The following is a 16,726-nucleotide window of genomic DNA, read 5'->3' as shown; positions in this document are numbered from 1 at the left end:
CGACTCAGATGCAGACGGGGACTCCGACGCAGATGGAGATTCGGACTCGGATAGTGATTCTGACTCCGATGCTGATGGTGACTCCGACGCAGACGGAGACTCCGATTCCGATAGTGACTCGGATGCAGACGGGGACTCCGATGCAGATGGAGATTCGGACTCAGATAGCGACTCCGACGCAGATGGGGACTCGGACTCAGATAGCGACTCCGACGCAGACGGGGACTCGGACTCAGACAGTGACTCAGATAGCGACTCAGATGCCGATGGTGACTCCGACTCCGATAGTGACTCGGACTCGGATAGTGATTCCGACTCAGATGCAGACGGGGACTCCGATGCAGATGGAGATTCGGACTCCGATAGCGACTCCGACTCCGATAGCGATTCCGACTCCGATGCGGACGGTGACTCGGATGCCGATGGAGACTCCGACGCTGATGGAGACTCAGACTCAGATAGTGATTCCGACTCCGATGCAGATGGGGACTCGGACTCAGACAGCGACTCCGATTCGGACAGTGACAGCGATTCGGACTCGGATAGCGACTCAGACTCCGATAGTGACTCTGACTCGGATAGCGACTCAGACTCCGATAGTGACTCTGACTCGGATAGTGATTCCGACTCCGATGCGGACGGTGACTCGGATGCCGATGGAGACTCCGACGCTGATGGAGACTCGGACTCAGATAGTGACTCCGACTCAGATAGTGATTCCGACTCCGACTCGGACAGTGACTCCGACTCGGATAGCGACTCAGACTCCGATAGTGACTCTGACTCGGATAGTGATTCCGACTCCGATGCGGACGGTGACTCGGATGCGGACGGGGACTCCGACGCAGATGGAGACTCAGATGCAGACAGCGACTCCGATTCCGATAGCGACTCGGATGCCGATGGTGACTCCGACGCGGATGGAGACTCGGATGCAGACGGGGATTCCGACGCAGATGGAGACTCGGATGCCGATGGTGACTCCGACGCAGATGGAGACTCAGATGCAGACGGAGACTCAGATGCAGACAGCGACTCCGATTCCGATAGCGACTCGGATGCCGATTGTGATTCCGACGCGGATGGAGACTCGGATGGAGACTCGGATGCAGACGGGGATTCCGACGCAGATGGAGACTCCGATGCAGACGGAGACTCAGATGCAGACAGCGACTCCGATTCCGATAGCGACTCGGATGCCGATGGTGACTCCGACGCAGATGGAGACTCCGACGCAGATGGAGACTCCGATGCAGACGGGGATTCCGATTCAGACAGCGACAGCGATTCCGATTCCGACAGCGACTCGGATGCAGACGGGGACTCCGACGCAGATGGAGACTCGGATGCAGATGGTGACTCAGACGCAGACGGAGATTCCGATGCGGACGGGGACTCCGATGCCGATGAGAATGGAAAAGAAAACAGGTATGACAATCAATCTGAAGGCAGAGTCGATGTTGTCGAGAGCGCTGGCGTTGATCAGCAGGAGCAGGAGACACTCAATGACGATGAATCCAGTGACATCGACTCAGTCGGCCAAAGCAGTGATGATCAAGACTCTTGGTCTGAAGATGCCAGCAGGGACCAACCTGACTTGGCAGTCGAAAAGGCAGATGCAGATGAATCAGAGCAGACATCAACAGATGACAGCCTTGACACCAGCAATGAGAATGACCTACTTAATCCATCCTCCAGCCAATCAGAAACACTTCAAGAGCAAGAAAACGAAACTACGACAGAGCGCTCTAACGCTGCGGAAGAGGATGAAGGCAACATCGATGATCAGCAAGGCGAACGAGACGATCAAGATGAGCCCAATACAAACCAAACTGGCATAGATAGCGACCAAGAAAGAGGGGACAACGTTGCCGACAATGAAGAGACCGAGTCAACCGATCCCACAGATGATCAATTGGAGTCAGGCGAGAGCGGCGAAGATACTGGGCTAAATTCAGAGCAGAGCTACGCAGAAGTCGATGAATCCAGCCATGAAAGCGAGCTCGAAGACGACGTCGAGCCCGATGTCGACGATCTTGAATCACAAATTGATGCTACTCGAGCAGAGCTTGATGATCTCAATACTCAGCAAGAGGTCGAAGAATTAGAGCTTGATGGCGAGGATTTGTATTCCGATCAAGACGAGATGGATGAACTTGCCGATCAGGACATCGAAGTAGACGATTATGGCGACCTTGACACGCTCGACGACATTGAAGATGTTGCGCCTGATGACGACGTTGACACCGAGCAGTATCTATAGCCTCCCATGAGTGCCTGAGGGCAAGCCATGACAGGACCACAAACCAGGCTCATGTCCTTGGCGGACGAGCTGGATCAAGAGCTGAATAGTCCAACTAACAATAACTTTTCAGACTTGCAAGACAATGGAGGGAGACATGTCTTTCTGAGCCTAAGTAACGGACAGACCAGAGCTTTTACCAGTCACGACAAAGCCCAGACAGTTCGCGAGGCATGCACAAGACTGATCACGAGGCACCAAAGCAAGAATCAGAACAAGAGCACACTTTGGCGCTGGGCAAGAATAGATGTCATTGCCTCGGCGAAGACAATGCGCTGGGGAGAACTAAAGCACCTCATCAGAAATACAAAGCGGAACTACTTTGAGTACGGCATTGCATTCGACGAGGCGATGACGAGCCCTGTTACCGAAAGCGAACTGCTCGGATGGAGCCTCCTCTACTCCTCTGAAGATCCCATGAGCTTTCCACGAGAAAGTCTTCTGAGACAGTTCTCGAAGAATCGCTTTGGCAACTCCTTTGGCTGGCCGACAGATGATCAAGCCAAGGTCGTGCTATTTAAGACGATAGGCGGCTTCTGTGATCATCAGTTCACCCATAGGCTTGCGGTAGAAGGCCCATACAGAGGCTACCGAGAGCTAACGAACTGGACAGCTGATCATACACTTTTAAATCTGATAAGCCGTTCTACAAATTATCTGAGCCAGCAGGTTAGCGAGGAGGGGCAGTACTGCTATGGCCGCTGGCCTTGCTTCGACAGACACATCAGAACATACAACACTCTCCGTCACTTTAGCTCAACTTATGCTCTCCTCGAGGGCTGGGAGCTGACTCAAGAGCCACATCATCTAAATCAAGCGCGACGAGCACTTGATTGGGGGCTGACAAGATATTCTATGTTTCTTGATGCTTCAAAAGCAGACTCAAGCGCCTCGACTTGCTTCCTTAGAGACATCAATAACGAGATCAAGCTTGGCGGAACTGCACATGTGGCATTAGCACTAAGCAAGTACCAAGAGCTAACCGGAGACAATCGATACAATGCAACTATCCTGGCCTTTGCACGCGGAATTGGGCACCTTCAGGATCTTGCCGAGCATGGATTTGTCCATGTACTAGAAGCTGACAGTCTTGAAGTTAAAGACGTACACAGGATAATTTATTACGACGGGGAGGCTCTATTCGCGCTTGTGCGAGCATATGAGGCAACTGGAGAAAGAGAGTTTCTTGATCGTGCATTGCGTGCCGCCGATGATTTCATTGCCGACGAACATTGGAAGGCCCATGACCATTGGCTTGCATACGGTTTTTCGGCATTATTCCATTATTCGCCTCGACGAGAGTTCTTACAGTTTGGACTAGACAATATTCGTGGATATTTGAACTTCATCAAGACGCGCATCACCACGTATCCCACTCTACTGGAGCTTTGCACGGCTACGCAGCGCTTGATTGCTCAGGCCGAAGGAATGCCCGACTTAGAAGATCTTCTCAATGCCTTTGATCTGAATAGCTTCAACCAAGCTATGGCCCACAGAGCACGCTACTTAGTGAATGGCTTTTTTTGGCCAGAAACGGCCATGTTCTTTCGCAAACCTGAATCTGTTGCCAACAGCTTCTTTATCAGACACCACGGATTCAGAACGCGTATCGACGATAATGAGCACTACATCTCAGGACTCTGTGCGTATTATAAGCTGCGTCGTCAGCCGCAGCGATCTATCTGGTTGCTCAACCGATCGATACCGCCTGCACCTGGTGGCATCGAATTCGCAGCGATGCAGCGTGCCGGCTTACTGCGGAATGAGACTGGTGATTCAGTCAGTCTTCTAACACTTGAGTACGACCCTGGCCTTCATCAGCGGATTAGACAGCTGCAAAGGATTGGGAGATTAAGCTCAAGCATTTCTGTCTTTAACTTATTTGACTGGATTCAAGATGCCGAATCAGCCGATTCAGATTCTGATCAGTATAAGTCAGCTGTTCTGAGTGATGTTCTTCGGCAAGAGACAAGCCAGCTGTGCGTGGAGGGGAGTAGCCATGAGCGTTGGATCAGCATGAATGGCCAATCAAGTCTGTACTGGACCAAGGGAGAACACAGGAATGGCTATGACTACATCAATTATTTTCATGCTGGGCTGAAGTGGCGCCGTGAGACCTACGCAGCAGCCGGCTGGCTCAGTCGCACTCAGCTGCTCTGCCCCGAAACGGGTGCTTCAATTCAAGATGTCTATCACCGTCCCGGTGACGCCTCAATTGCACTCACAGTGCTGCATCAGCAGGTCGAAGGAGACCATGTCGTTCAGCAGGTCTTGGTGCACGATCTCCAAGGACGAGTGATTGCAATGCATGCGGATATGAGCCCGCTGATTGCCCAGTGGCTTCGCCATTTAATCACCAAAACGATGAGTGACACTAGCGGTAGCAACGGAGATCATTTCAGCAAGGTCAGCACCCCTGTGCTGATCTGCGATCGAATCACCGATTACGACAGCGCCTGCAGGCAGTTACGTCAAGATCCACAATTCAAGCAGCACAAGCTTCATTTGATTGGATGCCTGCATAGTCACCATCGTCGCCCAGATGGCCGAGGCCGTCTTGGCAATGAACACAAGCACTACATCGAGTGGCTATCAGACGACCAGACTCCTTATGACGCCTTGGTCTGCCTCACCCAACGGCAGGATAACGACATCTACCCTGCCATTACAACAATCCCATGCACTGTGATCCCCCATCCAATGTCGAAGATAGCGGATCCTGATTCCGATGTGTGGGAACGGCAGCGCAAGATTGTTTATATCGCTCGATATTCTTTGGAAAAGAATCACGAGGCCGCCTTTAGAATTGCCGCTGCTGTATGCCGAGAGGTCAGTGATGTTAGCTTTCACTTCTATGGGGGAGGACAGCGCCTGCGTCAACTTCAGTCTTGGCTTGACCGTGAGGGGCTAAGTGAACGCATCAGTCTTGAATCGCATCTTGATACACCTAGCTTGATGTACCAAGAGTCTTGCCTCTCAATGAGCACAAGCCATTACGAGGGATTCTCACTGGGAATTCTAGAGAGCCTATCCTGTGGATGTCCTGTCGTTGCTTTCGATGTTGAGTATGGCCCTAGGGAGATGATCCAGCCTGGTGTGAATGGAATGCTGATCCAACCCGGCGATATGGAGACTTTCACGCAGACCCTGATTACTCTTCTTCGTGACCACGACGTCTTGTCAAGACTGCAGAATGGGGCACGCACTCATCGCGACCATCTCCTTACACCGGCGCAGGTGCAGGCACGCTGGCGACGACTGTTCAACAGCCTTGATCATGCGACCGACCAATCCTTTCCTCCTGGCATCACCCCAGAGGCGCTTGGCAAGGGAGCATGAACTGCAATCACAATGACCCGCGTCAATCACGATGGCAGAGTTGCGTTGTGTCCTGAGCTGGAGTTTGTGCAAGAGCAGCTCTTGGCAGCTTGGCCATAACAGAGGTTCGTGCCACTCTAATCACTTGATTGGCATCAGCCTATTCTTCGTTCAATGCAGCACGACAGACACGAAGACAGCGCTCTAATCTCACTCGATCCAGATGGCTTCTTGCCCGCCGATGAATATTGAGCCAAGCATCTGCGTATCCCAATATAGCGCTATCCACAACAGCCTGAAGGCCAAGCCCCGGGCTGGCGAGACATGCCTGAGAATGGTAGACCTTGGCGATGCGCCGGAGATTCATGATTGAATCTTGGTGAGCAGACATGGCAAGAAGGACAAATCGAAGGTCGGAGCCAAGTGGCGCAATGGTGGCATTGTCAACATCCAGAAACAGCATTCTGCGGCTTTCCTCTCTGCATGGCGCCTCTCGATGACTGCTCATTTCTGATGTTTGATTCTCATCAGCAATGGCGACTGGAATCCCGATATTCGAAGGAACAAGGTCGTTGTGCGCCAGGCCAAGAAAGCTGAAGGCTCGATGGCGTCGTGCCCTCTCCAGGAGAGCCTGATACAGATGACGAGCTTCGTCCACGGTTGCGCGGTGGAAACTCTCGCTCTCTTCGGGAAAGATGCGCTGAAGCTTTTGAGGGGTCAGGGTGAAGCTGAACTCCTTCTCTGACACAGCAGATAGCCTCTGCGGATTGCTGTTGAGTGTGTTGAAATCAGCTGCAGCCAAAGCCAGCATGCTGGCGCGGGAATCACTGCAAAGATTCTTCCATCGCAAGCCATGGTGGTGAACATAGGAGTAGCTCACGAGGATCGAGTGCCCATCAGTCCTGATCTGCTCGACGCGTGGCAGGACAAAATGCTGCGACGATGAGACCAGCTGATGACTGACAAGTAGCTGATTGATCGCCAAGACATCCTTATCGTAGTGACTGATTTTGACAATGCTTCTCGTCCCATCACGTCTTTGGACATCCCAGCATCCCTGACTCCGCCGACCACCGCTGGTGAGTGCGGTGAAGCTTGCATTGTCAATTAAGTTTCCCGCAAGGTGGTGGGGGAACGAGTGGTCCGTCACAACACCGGGACTGGACAGCGCTCACCTGCACTCTGTAGCAGCCAGGCATCGCCGGCAATCGGAACCGCCGCATCAAACAGTCGATGAACGTTCCACGGTCGGAATACTGATGGAAGCATCAGTGTGACAGGGGCTGCAACAGGGTCTGATGCACGAATCGCACCCGGCATCGCCGGCGGGCCCCTCTTGAGAGCAGGAGACCTTAACGGAGATGGGCAACAGGAAGAGATCAGGTCGAGATCGGTTGTGGCAGAAACGGTAACGGACAACCAAGGAGTCAGCCCGCCCATCGACGCCGAAGCACTGTCCCGCAGGCTCGCTTGCCTATAAGAAGGAAGGAATCATCGCTGCGGCCATGGCCACGTATCTGATCACCGGCGCCAATCGCGGCATCGGCACTGAATACTGCCGCCAGCTCCAGGCCCGGGGCGACACGGTGGTGGCGGTCTGCCGCAGCGCTTCGGTGGAGCTGGAGGCTCTGGGCGTGCGGATCGAAGCGGGGGTGGACATCACCTCCGACACCGCCATGGCCGGCCTGGTGGAGCGGCTCGGCGGTCTGCCGCTCGATGGTCTGATCCACAACGCCGGCATCCTCGAACGCACCAGCCTGGTGGATCTCGATCCTGAGAGCGTGCGGCGCCAGTTTGAGGTGAACGCCCTCGGCCCGCTGCGGCTCACCCGGGCGCTACTGGGTCAGCTTCACGCGGGCTCCAAGCTGATCCTGATGACCAGCCGCATGGGTTCGATCGCCGACAACAGCTCCGGCGGGTCCTATGGCTACCGGATGTCGAAGGTGGCGCTGTGCATTGCGGGCAAGTCGCTGGCGATTGACCTGGCGCCCCGTGGCATCGCCGTGGCCATCCTGCATCCCGGTCTGGTGCGCACCCGCATGACGGGTTTCACCGAGCAGGGCATCACCACGGCGGAGGCGGTGCGCGGCCTGCTGGAGCGCATCGACGCGCTCACCCTCGAAACCTCCGGCACGTTCTGGCACGCCAACGGCCAGGTGCTGCCGTGGTAGAGCCTGCGGCCGCAGGACTCAGCAGCCTGCGTCGAGCCGTTCCAGCACCGCCGCCGCCGCCTCTTCACCACTGCGCACCGCCCCCTCGAAAAAGCCGGGCCAGCGCTCGGCCACCTCGGTGCCGGCCCAGAACACCCGGCCATGGGGCCGGCGCATCGCCTCACCACAGCGGCTCCACAGTCCCGGCGGCATCCAGCCGGCGAAGGCGCCGCCCACGAACGGCATGGCCGGCCAGTCTTTCTCCACGTAGGCCACGGGCTCGAGGGCCTGGGGGCCCAGATAGGCGGCCAGATCCGCCAGCACCGCCTGCCGCCGCTCCGCCTCGGAGAGGGTCGCCCAGCGGTGGTAGCGGTGGCCCACCACAAAGGCGGCCAGCACACCAGCACCGCTCTCGGGATCGGAGCTGTCGGCGCAGAGCTCCACCGTGGGCTGATCGCCGATGGCGATCCCCGACAGCCCCTGCTCCCGCCACCAGGGCTTGGCATACACCACCAGCACCTTGGCGCAGGCGCCCATCGCCATCTCCTGGTTGAGCTGCTGGCGGTCAGCGGGCAACTCCGGCGAGAAGCGCAGGCGGGCCACCATCGCCGGCGGCATGGCCACGATCACGGCACGGCAGGGGTAGGCCGCCTGATCGGTCGACACGGTGAGCGGGGCGACAGAAGCGGCGTTGGGGTCTTCCACCACTGCCAAGACCGGCTCATCCAGCACCACCACCCCCTCGCCCAGCTCCTCCGCCAGCAGGGCCGGCAGCTGGCCGGCGCCGCCATGGAGCAGCTCTTCCTCTGGGTGTTCGCCCTGGGCGGCGGCGTGCTGGCCCCAGAGCACATGCAACAGCGACACCTGCTCCGGCTCGGCCGGGCCCAGGAATCCCACCGCCCGGCAGAAGTAGGCGAAATACCAGGCGGCGAAGGGCGTGTGGGTGTGGGCGTCGATCCAGTCCTGGAAGCTGAGGCGATCCAGTTCGGCGGCGGCGGGATGGTGGTGGGGGTGGCCATCGGGGAACTGAGCCACCAGCTCCTGGAAGCGTTCCAGGGCGGCCATGGCATCGGCCCAGTCGGCGCTGGGCACCGCCGGCGGCTGGCCCTCGGGAAAGCCCTGGAAGAACCCGGCGAAGGTGCAGCGGCTCCCACCGAACACCAGCACCGTGGCGCCGTCATGGGGGGATTCGAAGCGGCGGATGCCGTGGCGATCGAGCAGGGCGAGGAAGCGGGTCTGGGTGGGGCCGACCCACTGGCCGCCCAGGTCGATCCAGGGTTCGCTGGGCAGTGGCAGCCGCTGGCCGGTCATCCGGCCACCCAGCTGAGCGGCCGCTTCGATCAGGCGCACCGTGCGGCCCGCCGCCTGCAGGGCCCGGGCTGCCACCAGGCCGGAGAGGCCGCCGCCCACCACCACGACATCGACAGGTTCAACGGAAGGGAGAGGCATGGATCGAGCGAAACGGCAGGGCAAGACCGCAGCATTAGCCTCGCGCAAGCCGCGACAGGGTCGATGGGCCTGCCCTCCATCCTGGCCATGGGCCTGGGGCTCCTGGCGCTGACGCCTGGCCATGTCACCAGAATGCAGGGCCTCTGCTGGCGCACCGCCGAGCCCTTCTCAACGCCGGAACCGGTTGGACTCGACGCCCTGGCGGTCGGGTTCCCCGCTGGCGTGCCCTTCGAGAGCCAGCGGTTCAGCATCACCGCCGTTCGCTTCGGCCCCGAGGCCACCGACACCAAGGCGGGCATGACGCCGAGCGAACTGCGCGCCTACGTGCGCTCGATCTTCCTGGCCGCGGGTCCGGGCGGTGGTCCGATCCGCCGCACGCTGCTGGGGCGCCCAGTGGACGGTGACAGGTTCACCACCGCAATCCCACGGCCACGACTCGGCGAGATCTATGCGCTGCCCCTGACCAGCGGCGAGACCGTGGTGCTGGGTTTCTCGATGCCCGTGGAAGCTCGCGCCGAGGGCGAGGCACTGCTGGGAGAGGTGGCCGCCAGCCTGAGAGAAGCAGGCAGCGCAGACCACAGCTGCGGCGGAGGCGACTCCCGGCTCCGATGATGGGACTGGCCGCGATGCGTCTGTGATGGGTGAAGGTGCGTGGCGTTGTGGATGTGATCAGAACTTGCGCAGTTCCCTGCGGATCTTGAGCGGATCGCCGGACTGCTTCTGATTGGACAGCAGGATCGGCACGGCCACCAGGAGCAGGATGATCGTGGCCACGACGCCCCAGGACAGTCCTGGCCTGCCTGCTGGTGGGGCATGGCGGGGTCTGGTGGCGCTGCGGCGACGCCGTCGTGATGGCCTGTTGAACCTTCCCATCGTTGGATGCTGCGGATCGTTGGAGGCTGCGGGTGGATGGTGCAGGCCCGGTCTGCTGTTTCAGTCTGTCGGGGCCGGCGGCTGCAACCACCCTCGATTCACGGCTCCCGATTCACGGATCTCGATTCACCGATTCCGATCCGCTGATCCCAGGGCCAATCGATGGAGAGGAATGAAAGGATGCCCAGCATCACGCCAGCCGGCTTGTCATGGACGTACCAGCCCTGCTGCTCGCGACTGGTGGCCACCAGCTCGAAGCCGCCGAAACCTTGATCGAGGTGGGCCGCTTCGTGGTGATCCTGTTCGCCGCCCGGGCCCTCGCCGAGCTGATGGTGCGGTTGCGCCTGCCGGCCATCCTCGGGGAACTGGTGGCAGGGGTGCTTGTGGGCGTGTCCGGGCTGCATCTGATCATGGCCCCGGAGCTGGGAGGGGAGCTCAACGCCTTGGCTGAGAGCGCGATCGGCGCGTTGGCGCACGTGGGCCCCGATCAAGTGCGGGAGATCTACAACCACAGCTTCACCAATCTGCAGGCGGTGGCGAAGATCGGCCTCTTCGCCCTGCTGTTCCTCACCGGCCTGGAGAGCGAACTGGATGAACTGATCGCGGTGGGAGGGCAGGCGATCACGGTGGCGCTCACCGGGGTGGTGCTTCCCTTCACCCTGGGCACCTTCGGGCTGCACTATCTCTTCTCCGTGCCGCTGCTGCCGGCGATCTTTGCCGGTGCAGCGATGACCGCCACCAGCATCGGCATCACGGCCAGCGTGCTGGGCGAGCTCAAGTTCCTGCGCACCCGGGAGGGACAGACGGTGATCGGCGCCGCCGTGCTCGATGACATCCTCGGCATCGTCATCCTGGCCGTGGTGGTGGCGCTGGCGGGCGGCGAAGGGTTCGCCATTGGCCCGATCCTGAAGCTGATCGCAGCGGCCGGGGTCTTCGTGATCGTGGCACTGTTCCTCAGCCGCACCGCCGCCCCCTCCTTCGACTGGCTGCTCGATCGCCTGCAGGCCCCCGGCGAGGTGGTTGTGGCGGGCTTCCTGGTGCTGTCGGTGGCCTGTTTCGCGGCCCAGGCCTTCGGTCTGGAGGCCGCCCTTGGAGCCTTCGCCGGTGGCCTGATCCTGAGTTCGTCGCGGCACCGGCATGCGATCAAGGAGGCGGTGAAACCCCTGGTGGCGCTGTTCGCCACCTTCTTCTTCGTGCTGATCGGCAGCGGCATGGACCTGTCCGTGCTCAATCCCTTCGATGCCGCCAACCATGAGGGCCTGGTGATGGCCGGCTTCCTGCTGGTGGCCGCCATGATCAGCAAGATTGCGGCCGGATGGAGCTACCTCAGCCGTGAGCCCACCAACCGCCTGGCGGTCGGTCTGGGGATGATGCCCCGCGGGGAAGTGGGATTGATCTTTCTCGGTCTGGGCACCCAGACCGGTGTGCTGGGGTCATCCCTGGAGGCGGCCATTCTGCTGATGGTGATGGGCACCACCTTTCTGGCACCGGTTCTGCTGCGCCTGGTGCTGGCCGATCCCGGAGATACAGCGGAGCTTGCCCCGGAAACCTCAGCACCTTGATGGTGGGACCTCGCGGTGGTGGAACCCGGGATCGCCAGCCCCTCCGCCAGAGCCACCCCGAAGAGCAGAAGGCGCAACAGTTTCCGGCTGGCTCATTGCGCTGCGTGGGTCACTTTTGTCCTTCCGGTGTTCCCGGCTCCACGGCCGCGTTAGGCCCCATGCCCACCGCCCCCGGTCTCGCCGTGGAGGCTCCGCCAGGTCGCGCCCATCGCCCATGCAGGCTGGTGCTGGAAAGCCCCAGGCTCGGGCGGGGATTGCCGTCGTGCTGGAGGAGCAGCGTCCTTTACTCTTCCTTGGGCTCCTCCTCCGGCAGAGGCGGCAGAGGCGGTGGCGGCAGCATCTCCAGCTCAGGGGGATTGGGAGCGGTTTCCGGGCCGATCAGATCCACCGCAGTGCGTTGCACCACCAACCGAAAGCGCAGGGGCGCCTGGTTCTGGTTGATGAAAGCCTGCACGGCCGCCACCTGCTTGGGTGTTGGCAACGCGGGATCGGTGACCCGCACCCGGGCCCGGATCAGCGGAGGGTTCTTCTGCCAGTCGATGGAGATCCCGACCAGATCGATGGCGGGATCACCGCCGAGGGTGATCGTGCTGCCGCGCAACTGCTGTTCGATCACGGCCTCCAGCTGCTGAGCCTTGGTTTCCTGGTGGGCCCGGTTCACCATTCGAAAGAAGCTCGTGCCGAGTGGAATCACCAGCAGGGCGGTGAGAACCACGCTGGTGAGACCGAGCCTGCTGCGGAACAGGCGGCGCCGATACACCCGCTCGAGAGCTGCCAGGGCAGCCATCGCCCCCACCATGATCCCCAGCAGATTGGTGGTGAACAGCAGCAGCGCCCCATAGGCCTGCACCCAGTAGGAGGAGGCGAGCAGGATCCCCACCACGCACATCGGCGGCACCAGGGCCACGGCGATCGCCAGGCCGGCCAGGGCCGAGATTGCGTCTTTCCTCAGCTTGGCGAACATAGCCACCGCTCCCGCCACCAGGGCCACGCCCAGATCCAGCAGGTTGGGGCTGGTGCGGTTCATCACCTCGCTGCCGAAGCTGGGGAAAGCCACCAGATGGCCCACCCCAATCGCCAGCAGCACGCAGATCACCACGCCCAGCAGCAGGGTGCGCAGGGCCCGCAGAAACATCGGCAGCCGCCCCCGCAGGATCTCGAAGGCCATCGCCTGCAGGGGCAGGATCCAGGGGGCCACCACCATGGCGCCGATCACCACGCCGGGGCTGTTGGCCAGCAGGCCCAGGGTGGCGATCAGAGTGGCCCCCACCGTGAGCACCACGAACACCAGACTGAAGCTGGCCTCGTGCTCGAACTCCTGGCGCAAGGCGTCGAGCCGAGCCTCGTCCAGGGTGGCGGGGGTGGTGCTCATCGTTGGACCAGATGCCGTCGACTGATGCCAATGATGAGGCCATCCCCGGCCATTCCTGCCTCCTGGCAACGATGAATTCCCCGAACGGAGGGGCACCGCAATTCTGGCCCCGGTTCTGCTGCTCCTAGGGCTGGCGAATCCTGGCGCTGCCGTGAAGCTGGCCCCTGAGAACCCAGATCCTTGCTGGTGGGACCTCAGGGAACGGGTCAGCGCGACATCGCTGCCATGTCTCTGCCGCTCAGCTTCAATCCAGGAATTCAGAACAAGGAACCCGCAGCAGGAGTGATCCGCCGGCCTGACAGGAAATCACACCAGCCTGGCGGAAGCTGGTGAGCGCCTTAGTCACCGTGACTCTGGTCATGCCGGCGATGTCTGCCAGCTGTTGGTGAGTCAGGAGCTTCTCGCCAAACGTGAGCATCACCCCCTGGCTGGTCATGGTGCCGAAGCGCGTACCGAACCAATCCAGTAACTGCAGCAGCCGGGCTTCCGCAGGACGCACGCGACTGAGCATCAACAGGATGGCCGCCTGGCGCAACTGTTCTTCGAGAAACTCGCGCTCCATCACGCTGGAGGCCTCCTCCTCTTCAACCACAACCGGGGAGAGCGTGCGCAGTTCGAGACCAGAGAGCCCGATCAGCGCCGGGATCACCACTTCGCCGGGACCCCAGACCCCAAGGGTGAGAGGGTCTACCCCCGCACTCCAGCGGGCCAACCAGACATGACCCTGCTCAATCCGCCAGCACAGGTTGGCGGGCAACCTCTCGCCGGCCCGTAGGCTCAGGCGAAGACAACGACGTGACATGGAGAAAGCCATCGCGAGATACGGAGAGGAACAGAGCTAGAAAACCCGAGGCCGTCAGCACAACAAGGAGCAATAACCTGCCGATAGCAAACAAAGGAAATACCGAAGATATCGATCCTTGGAAGCATGTCGATGGCCCCAGAAGCTCACCGGTGAGATAGAAGGAATGGCGCCTGAATTTGAGTCCGCAAACCTTAAGGCTTGCCTGCGCGGATGTGTCGGTTCAGACCTGCAGGATTCCAGATTGCATCCATAAGTCAGCGTGATCAACGCCTACCTGATGTATTGGCGACAACAGGATCGTTCCTGCAGAGTCCGACCACCCGATGGCCAACCGCAACGGGCCAACGGGTCTCCTAATTGGACCGCAAGCGCCGCAACAGGCCCGAAGGGCGCTCAGCCCCTGAGGCGCCTGGCTCCCAGCAGGGCGAAGCCGACCAGAGCAGCTGCCGCCCCCCAGAGCAGCAGAACGACGAGGAGCGAGAGGACGCAGTCAATCGGTGGCTTGACGCTGCAGTACAGGAGCGCCCACAACGTGGTGGGGCCCAGGGTCACAACGGTCGCCAGACCGCCCGCCAGTGCCACCCCGAAGAGCAGGATGCGCAACACCCTGCGGCCGGATCGCTGGGCGTTGCCTGGTCTTTGGATCATCCCGATGCTCCCTGCCCGTCGGTCCCGCGGCACGCCGCATGGTGATCACAACCCATCATCGCCGTGAAGCCTCCGCCAGAGCGGGCACGAGCAGATTTCAGCGAGCCGCGCTTGCATCGCTGCGCCGGCATCCGCGACCGGAGCATCGCCCAGATCCAGCTGGCGCGACCTAATCTCGGCCCAGACGCACCAGGGTCAACGACGAGCCAACGACAGTTCCTGCCGGTTGCCGCCGGTTTGTGTCAGGTGCTCGTTCTCCTGGCTGCCCTCTGGGCCGTGAAGCCAGGCATCGTCCAACACGACTTCCTAACCTCAGCGGCTCTGCTGGGGCTCTCCCTGCTGCCGATCGGTTACTCCCTGCGCCTGAGCTGGCTCCGCTTCGGCGCTGTGGCATGGGCAGCATTGCTGGGTCTGCTGGCCTGGCAGCGCAGCCACCTCGGCGCGGCAGGCGATGGCGTGGGGTCATTGGCGATCCTTCCCCTGGTCCTCGCCGCATTCGCGGCGGCAGGCGGACAGTGGCTGAACCTCGGGCTGCTTCGCGTCGGCCGGCTGAACGGGGCCCTGCGTTGGCTGGCCCGGGCCTCGATTCTGTTCTGCCTGCTGCTGCTGCTCACCTACCTGGGCGGCGGAATCGGCGTCGTCATCGCGCTGGCTCTGCTCGTGGGCTCCCTTGCTGATCTGGCGCTCACCACCCTCTCCCTGGTCATCGGAGCCATCGCCATCACCCGATCAGGCAGAAAGGGGGAAGCTCCGCCGGTCGCCTGACTCAGCTGCAGCTTTCCGGATCCAGCTTCAGACGCAGTTGCTGATCGGTGGATGGTTGGCGCGACGAGCCACGACTCCGGCGCCCGCCGCTGGCTGCCAGGCCGGAGCGGCGGGAGCCATGCCGGTGCTGGATCGCATCGGCGAGCTCCGCAAAGCCCTGCTCCTGCCGCAGGGCCCAGAGTCTCTCGCGAGCCTCCCGAGCAGCGGCGGCGGGTTCCACGATCGGCAGCGGGTAGTCCACGCCCAGCACACAGCCGACGCGCAGCTGGGTGGCCGCCGCCATCGTCCACGGCTCATGCCGGTGCACCACCGGCACCCGATCCAGTTCCGGCACCCACTGGCGGATGAACTCGCCATTGGGGTCATGGTCCTGACCCTGCTTGATCGGGTTGTAGATCCGGATCGTGTTGATGCCGGTGGTGCCCGACTGCATCTGGCACTGACTCCAGTGAATGCCCGGTTCGTAGTCGACGAACAGGCGCGCCAGCCGCATCCCGCTCTCACGCCACGGCAACCAGAGGTGATGACTGGCCACCGACATCAGCATCGCCCGCATGCGGAAATTGATCCAGCCGGTGGCAATCAGGGCCCGCATGCAGGCATCCACGAACGGCAAGCCGGTGCGCCCTTCGGCCCAGGCCGCCAGACGCTCGGGATCGCTGCTGCGCAGACCGGAGGTGAGCGGATGGAGCTCGCGGAACTCCAGATCCGGCTGGCTTTCCAGCTTCTGGATGAAGTGGCAGTGCCAGTGCAGCCGCTCCTCGAAGCCGCGGCGCCGACCCGGATAGCGGCGGTTCGCCTGCACCACCTCCCGCAGCGACACGGTGCCCCAGGCCAGATGGGGGGAGAGCCGCGAGCAGCTGCGGAAGGCCGTGCGCGGGCTGGAGAGCTCGCGCTGATAACGGGCGCCGCGCTCGCTCAGGAAGCTTTCGAGAACGGCCAGCCCCTCCTGGCGGCCTCCGATCTGCCGGCCTGGGCAGGGGTCGGTTGCCAGTCCCAGTTGGGAGGCCGAGGGAATCGGGCCGGGATCGAGATCGCCCAGGGGCTGCAGTGCCTCCGGTGAAGGGCTGAGCGAGCCGGCCATGCGCTCCTCCCAGCGGCGCGCCCAGCCATTGCGGCTGCGCAGGCGACGGATCACGCCGAACTGGGGACGTTCGGTCCAGGTGATGCCATGGCGGCGCGCCCAGTGGGCCACCCGCCTGTCGCGGTCGTAGGTCCAACCGTTGCCGGTTTCCTCATGGCTCCAGAGGGCCGCGACGCCGAAGTGCCGCCGAGCCCGCTCCAGCACCGCCTCCACCCTGCCGGTCCGCACCACCAGCGGCTGGCCCAGCTCCGCCAGGGCTAGGAGCCTGTCGCGCATAGATCACCGCCCGCATTCTCCACAGACGCCCCTGAATCTGCCCAGATCCCAGTGACTGCAATGGATCTGGCCGATAAGATGGGGCATGAGCAAGCCCAAGACCTTCCGGCCCTGGACTCCGG

Annotated in this window: 12 protein-coding genes; 6 read left to right on the top strand and 6 right to left on the bottom strand. The window is 61.2% G+C overall.

Annotated elements, in window-relative coordinates; all coding sequences use genetic code 11:
- Positions 1-2,263, top strand: a 2,263-nt coding sequence (locus KQ310_RS07025; protein ID WP_259721056.1) for a hypothetical protein, incomplete at its 5' end; no start/stop codon positions are given.
- A 57-nt stretch (positions 2,264-2,320) separates the two neighbouring features.
- Complete coding sequence (locus KQ310_RS07020) at positions 2,321-5,641, top strand: glycosyltransferase (RefSeq protein WP_259721055.1); 3,321 nt, start codon at positions 2,321-2,323, stop codon at positions 5,639-5,641.
- A 139-nt stretch (positions 5,642-5,780) separates the two neighbouring features.
- Here the strand turns inward: KQ310_RS07020 and KQ310_RS07015 are convergent, their stop codons facing one another.
- Entirely contained in the window at positions 5,781-6,605 is an 825-nt protein-coding gene (locus KQ310_RS07015) for a hypothetical protein (protein ID WP_259721054.1), read from the bottom strand.
- A gap of 520 nt (positions 6,606-7,125) precedes the next feature.
- Between KQ310_RS07015 and KQ310_RS07010 the strand changes: the two genes are divergently transcribed.
- Entirely contained in the window at positions 7,126-7,791 is a 666-nt protein-coding gene (locus KQ310_RS07010; RefSeq protein WP_259721053.1) for an SDR family oxidoreductase, read from the top strand.
- Positions 7,792-7,809: 18 nt separating this feature from the next.
- Here the strand turns inward: KQ310_RS07010 and KQ310_RS07005 are convergent, their stop codons facing one another.
- Entirely contained in the window at positions 7,810-9,219 is a 1,410-nt protein-coding gene (locus tag KQ310_RS07005; RefSeq protein WP_259721052.1) for an FAD-dependent oxidoreductase, read from the bottom strand.
- 63 nt (positions 9,220-9,282) lie between these two features.
- Here KQ310_RS07005 and KQ310_RS07000 point away from each other — a divergent pair, with 63 nt between their 5' ends.
- Positions 9,283-9,831 (top strand): hypothetical protein, encoded by a 549-nt coding sequence (locus KQ310_RS07000; RefSeq protein ID WP_259721051.1) that lies wholly within the window; start codon positions 9,283-9,285, stop codon positions 9,829-9,831.
- Between the two features lie 470 nt (positions 9,832-10,301).
- The gene (locus KQ310_RS06995; RefSeq protein WP_259721050.1) at positions 10,302-11,654 is read left to right on the top strand and encodes a cation:proton antiporter; all 1,353 of its coding nucleotides are present in this window, start codon (positions 10,302-10,304) and stop codon (positions 11,652-11,654) included.
- Between the two features lie 283 nt (positions 11,655-11,937).
- Here KQ310_RS06995 and KQ310_RS06990 read toward each other — a convergent pair whose 3' ends face one another.
- The 3 genes from KQ310_RS06990 to KQ310_RS06980 form a co-directional block, all read right to left on the bottom strand.
- Entirely contained in the window at positions 11,938-13,026 is a 1,089-nt protein-coding gene (locus KQ310_RS06990) for a DUF389 domain-containing protein (protein ID WP_259721049.1), read from the bottom strand.
- Between the two features lie 244 nt (positions 13,027-13,270).
- Positions 13,271-13,840 (bottom strand): Crp/Fnr family transcriptional regulator, encoded by a 570-nt coding sequence (locus KQ310_RS06985; RefSeq protein ID WP_259721048.1) that lies wholly within the window; start codon positions 13,838-13,840, stop codon positions 13,271-13,273.
- Between the two features lie 384 nt (positions 13,841-14,224).
- Positions 14,225-14,479 carry a hypothetical protein gene (locus KQ310_RS06980; protein ID WP_259721047.1) on the bottom strand — a complete coding sequence of 85 codons (255 nt, stop codon included), beginning with the start codon at positions 14,477-14,479 and terminating at the stop codon, positions 14,225-14,227.
- Positions 14,480-14,725: 246 nt separating this feature from the next.
- Between KQ310_RS06980 and KQ310_RS06975 the strand changes: the two genes are divergently transcribed.
- Positions 14,726-15,244 carry a hypothetical protein gene (locus KQ310_RS06975; protein ID WP_259721046.1) on the top strand — a complete coding sequence of 173 codons (519 nt, stop codon included), beginning with the start codon at positions 14,726-14,728 and terminating at the stop codon, positions 15,242-15,244.
- Position 15,245: 1 nt separating this feature from the next.
- Here KQ310_RS06975 and KQ310_RS06970 read toward each other — a convergent pair whose 3' ends face one another.
- Entirely contained in the window at positions 15,246-16,604 is a 1,359-nt protein-coding gene (locus tag KQ310_RS06970; RefSeq protein WP_311134716.1) for an FAD-binding domain-containing protein, read from the bottom strand.
- Between the last annotated feature and the right edge of the window lie 122 nt (positions 16,605-16,726).

This window comes from Synechococcus sp. CS-1328 (assembly GCF_025128095.1).
In the GTDB taxonomy this organism is placed as follows: Bacteria; Cyanobacteriota; Cyanobacteriia; order PCC-6307; family Cyanobiaceae; genus CBW1002.
This window is presented reverse-complemented; position numbering and strand designations above follow the sequence as displayed.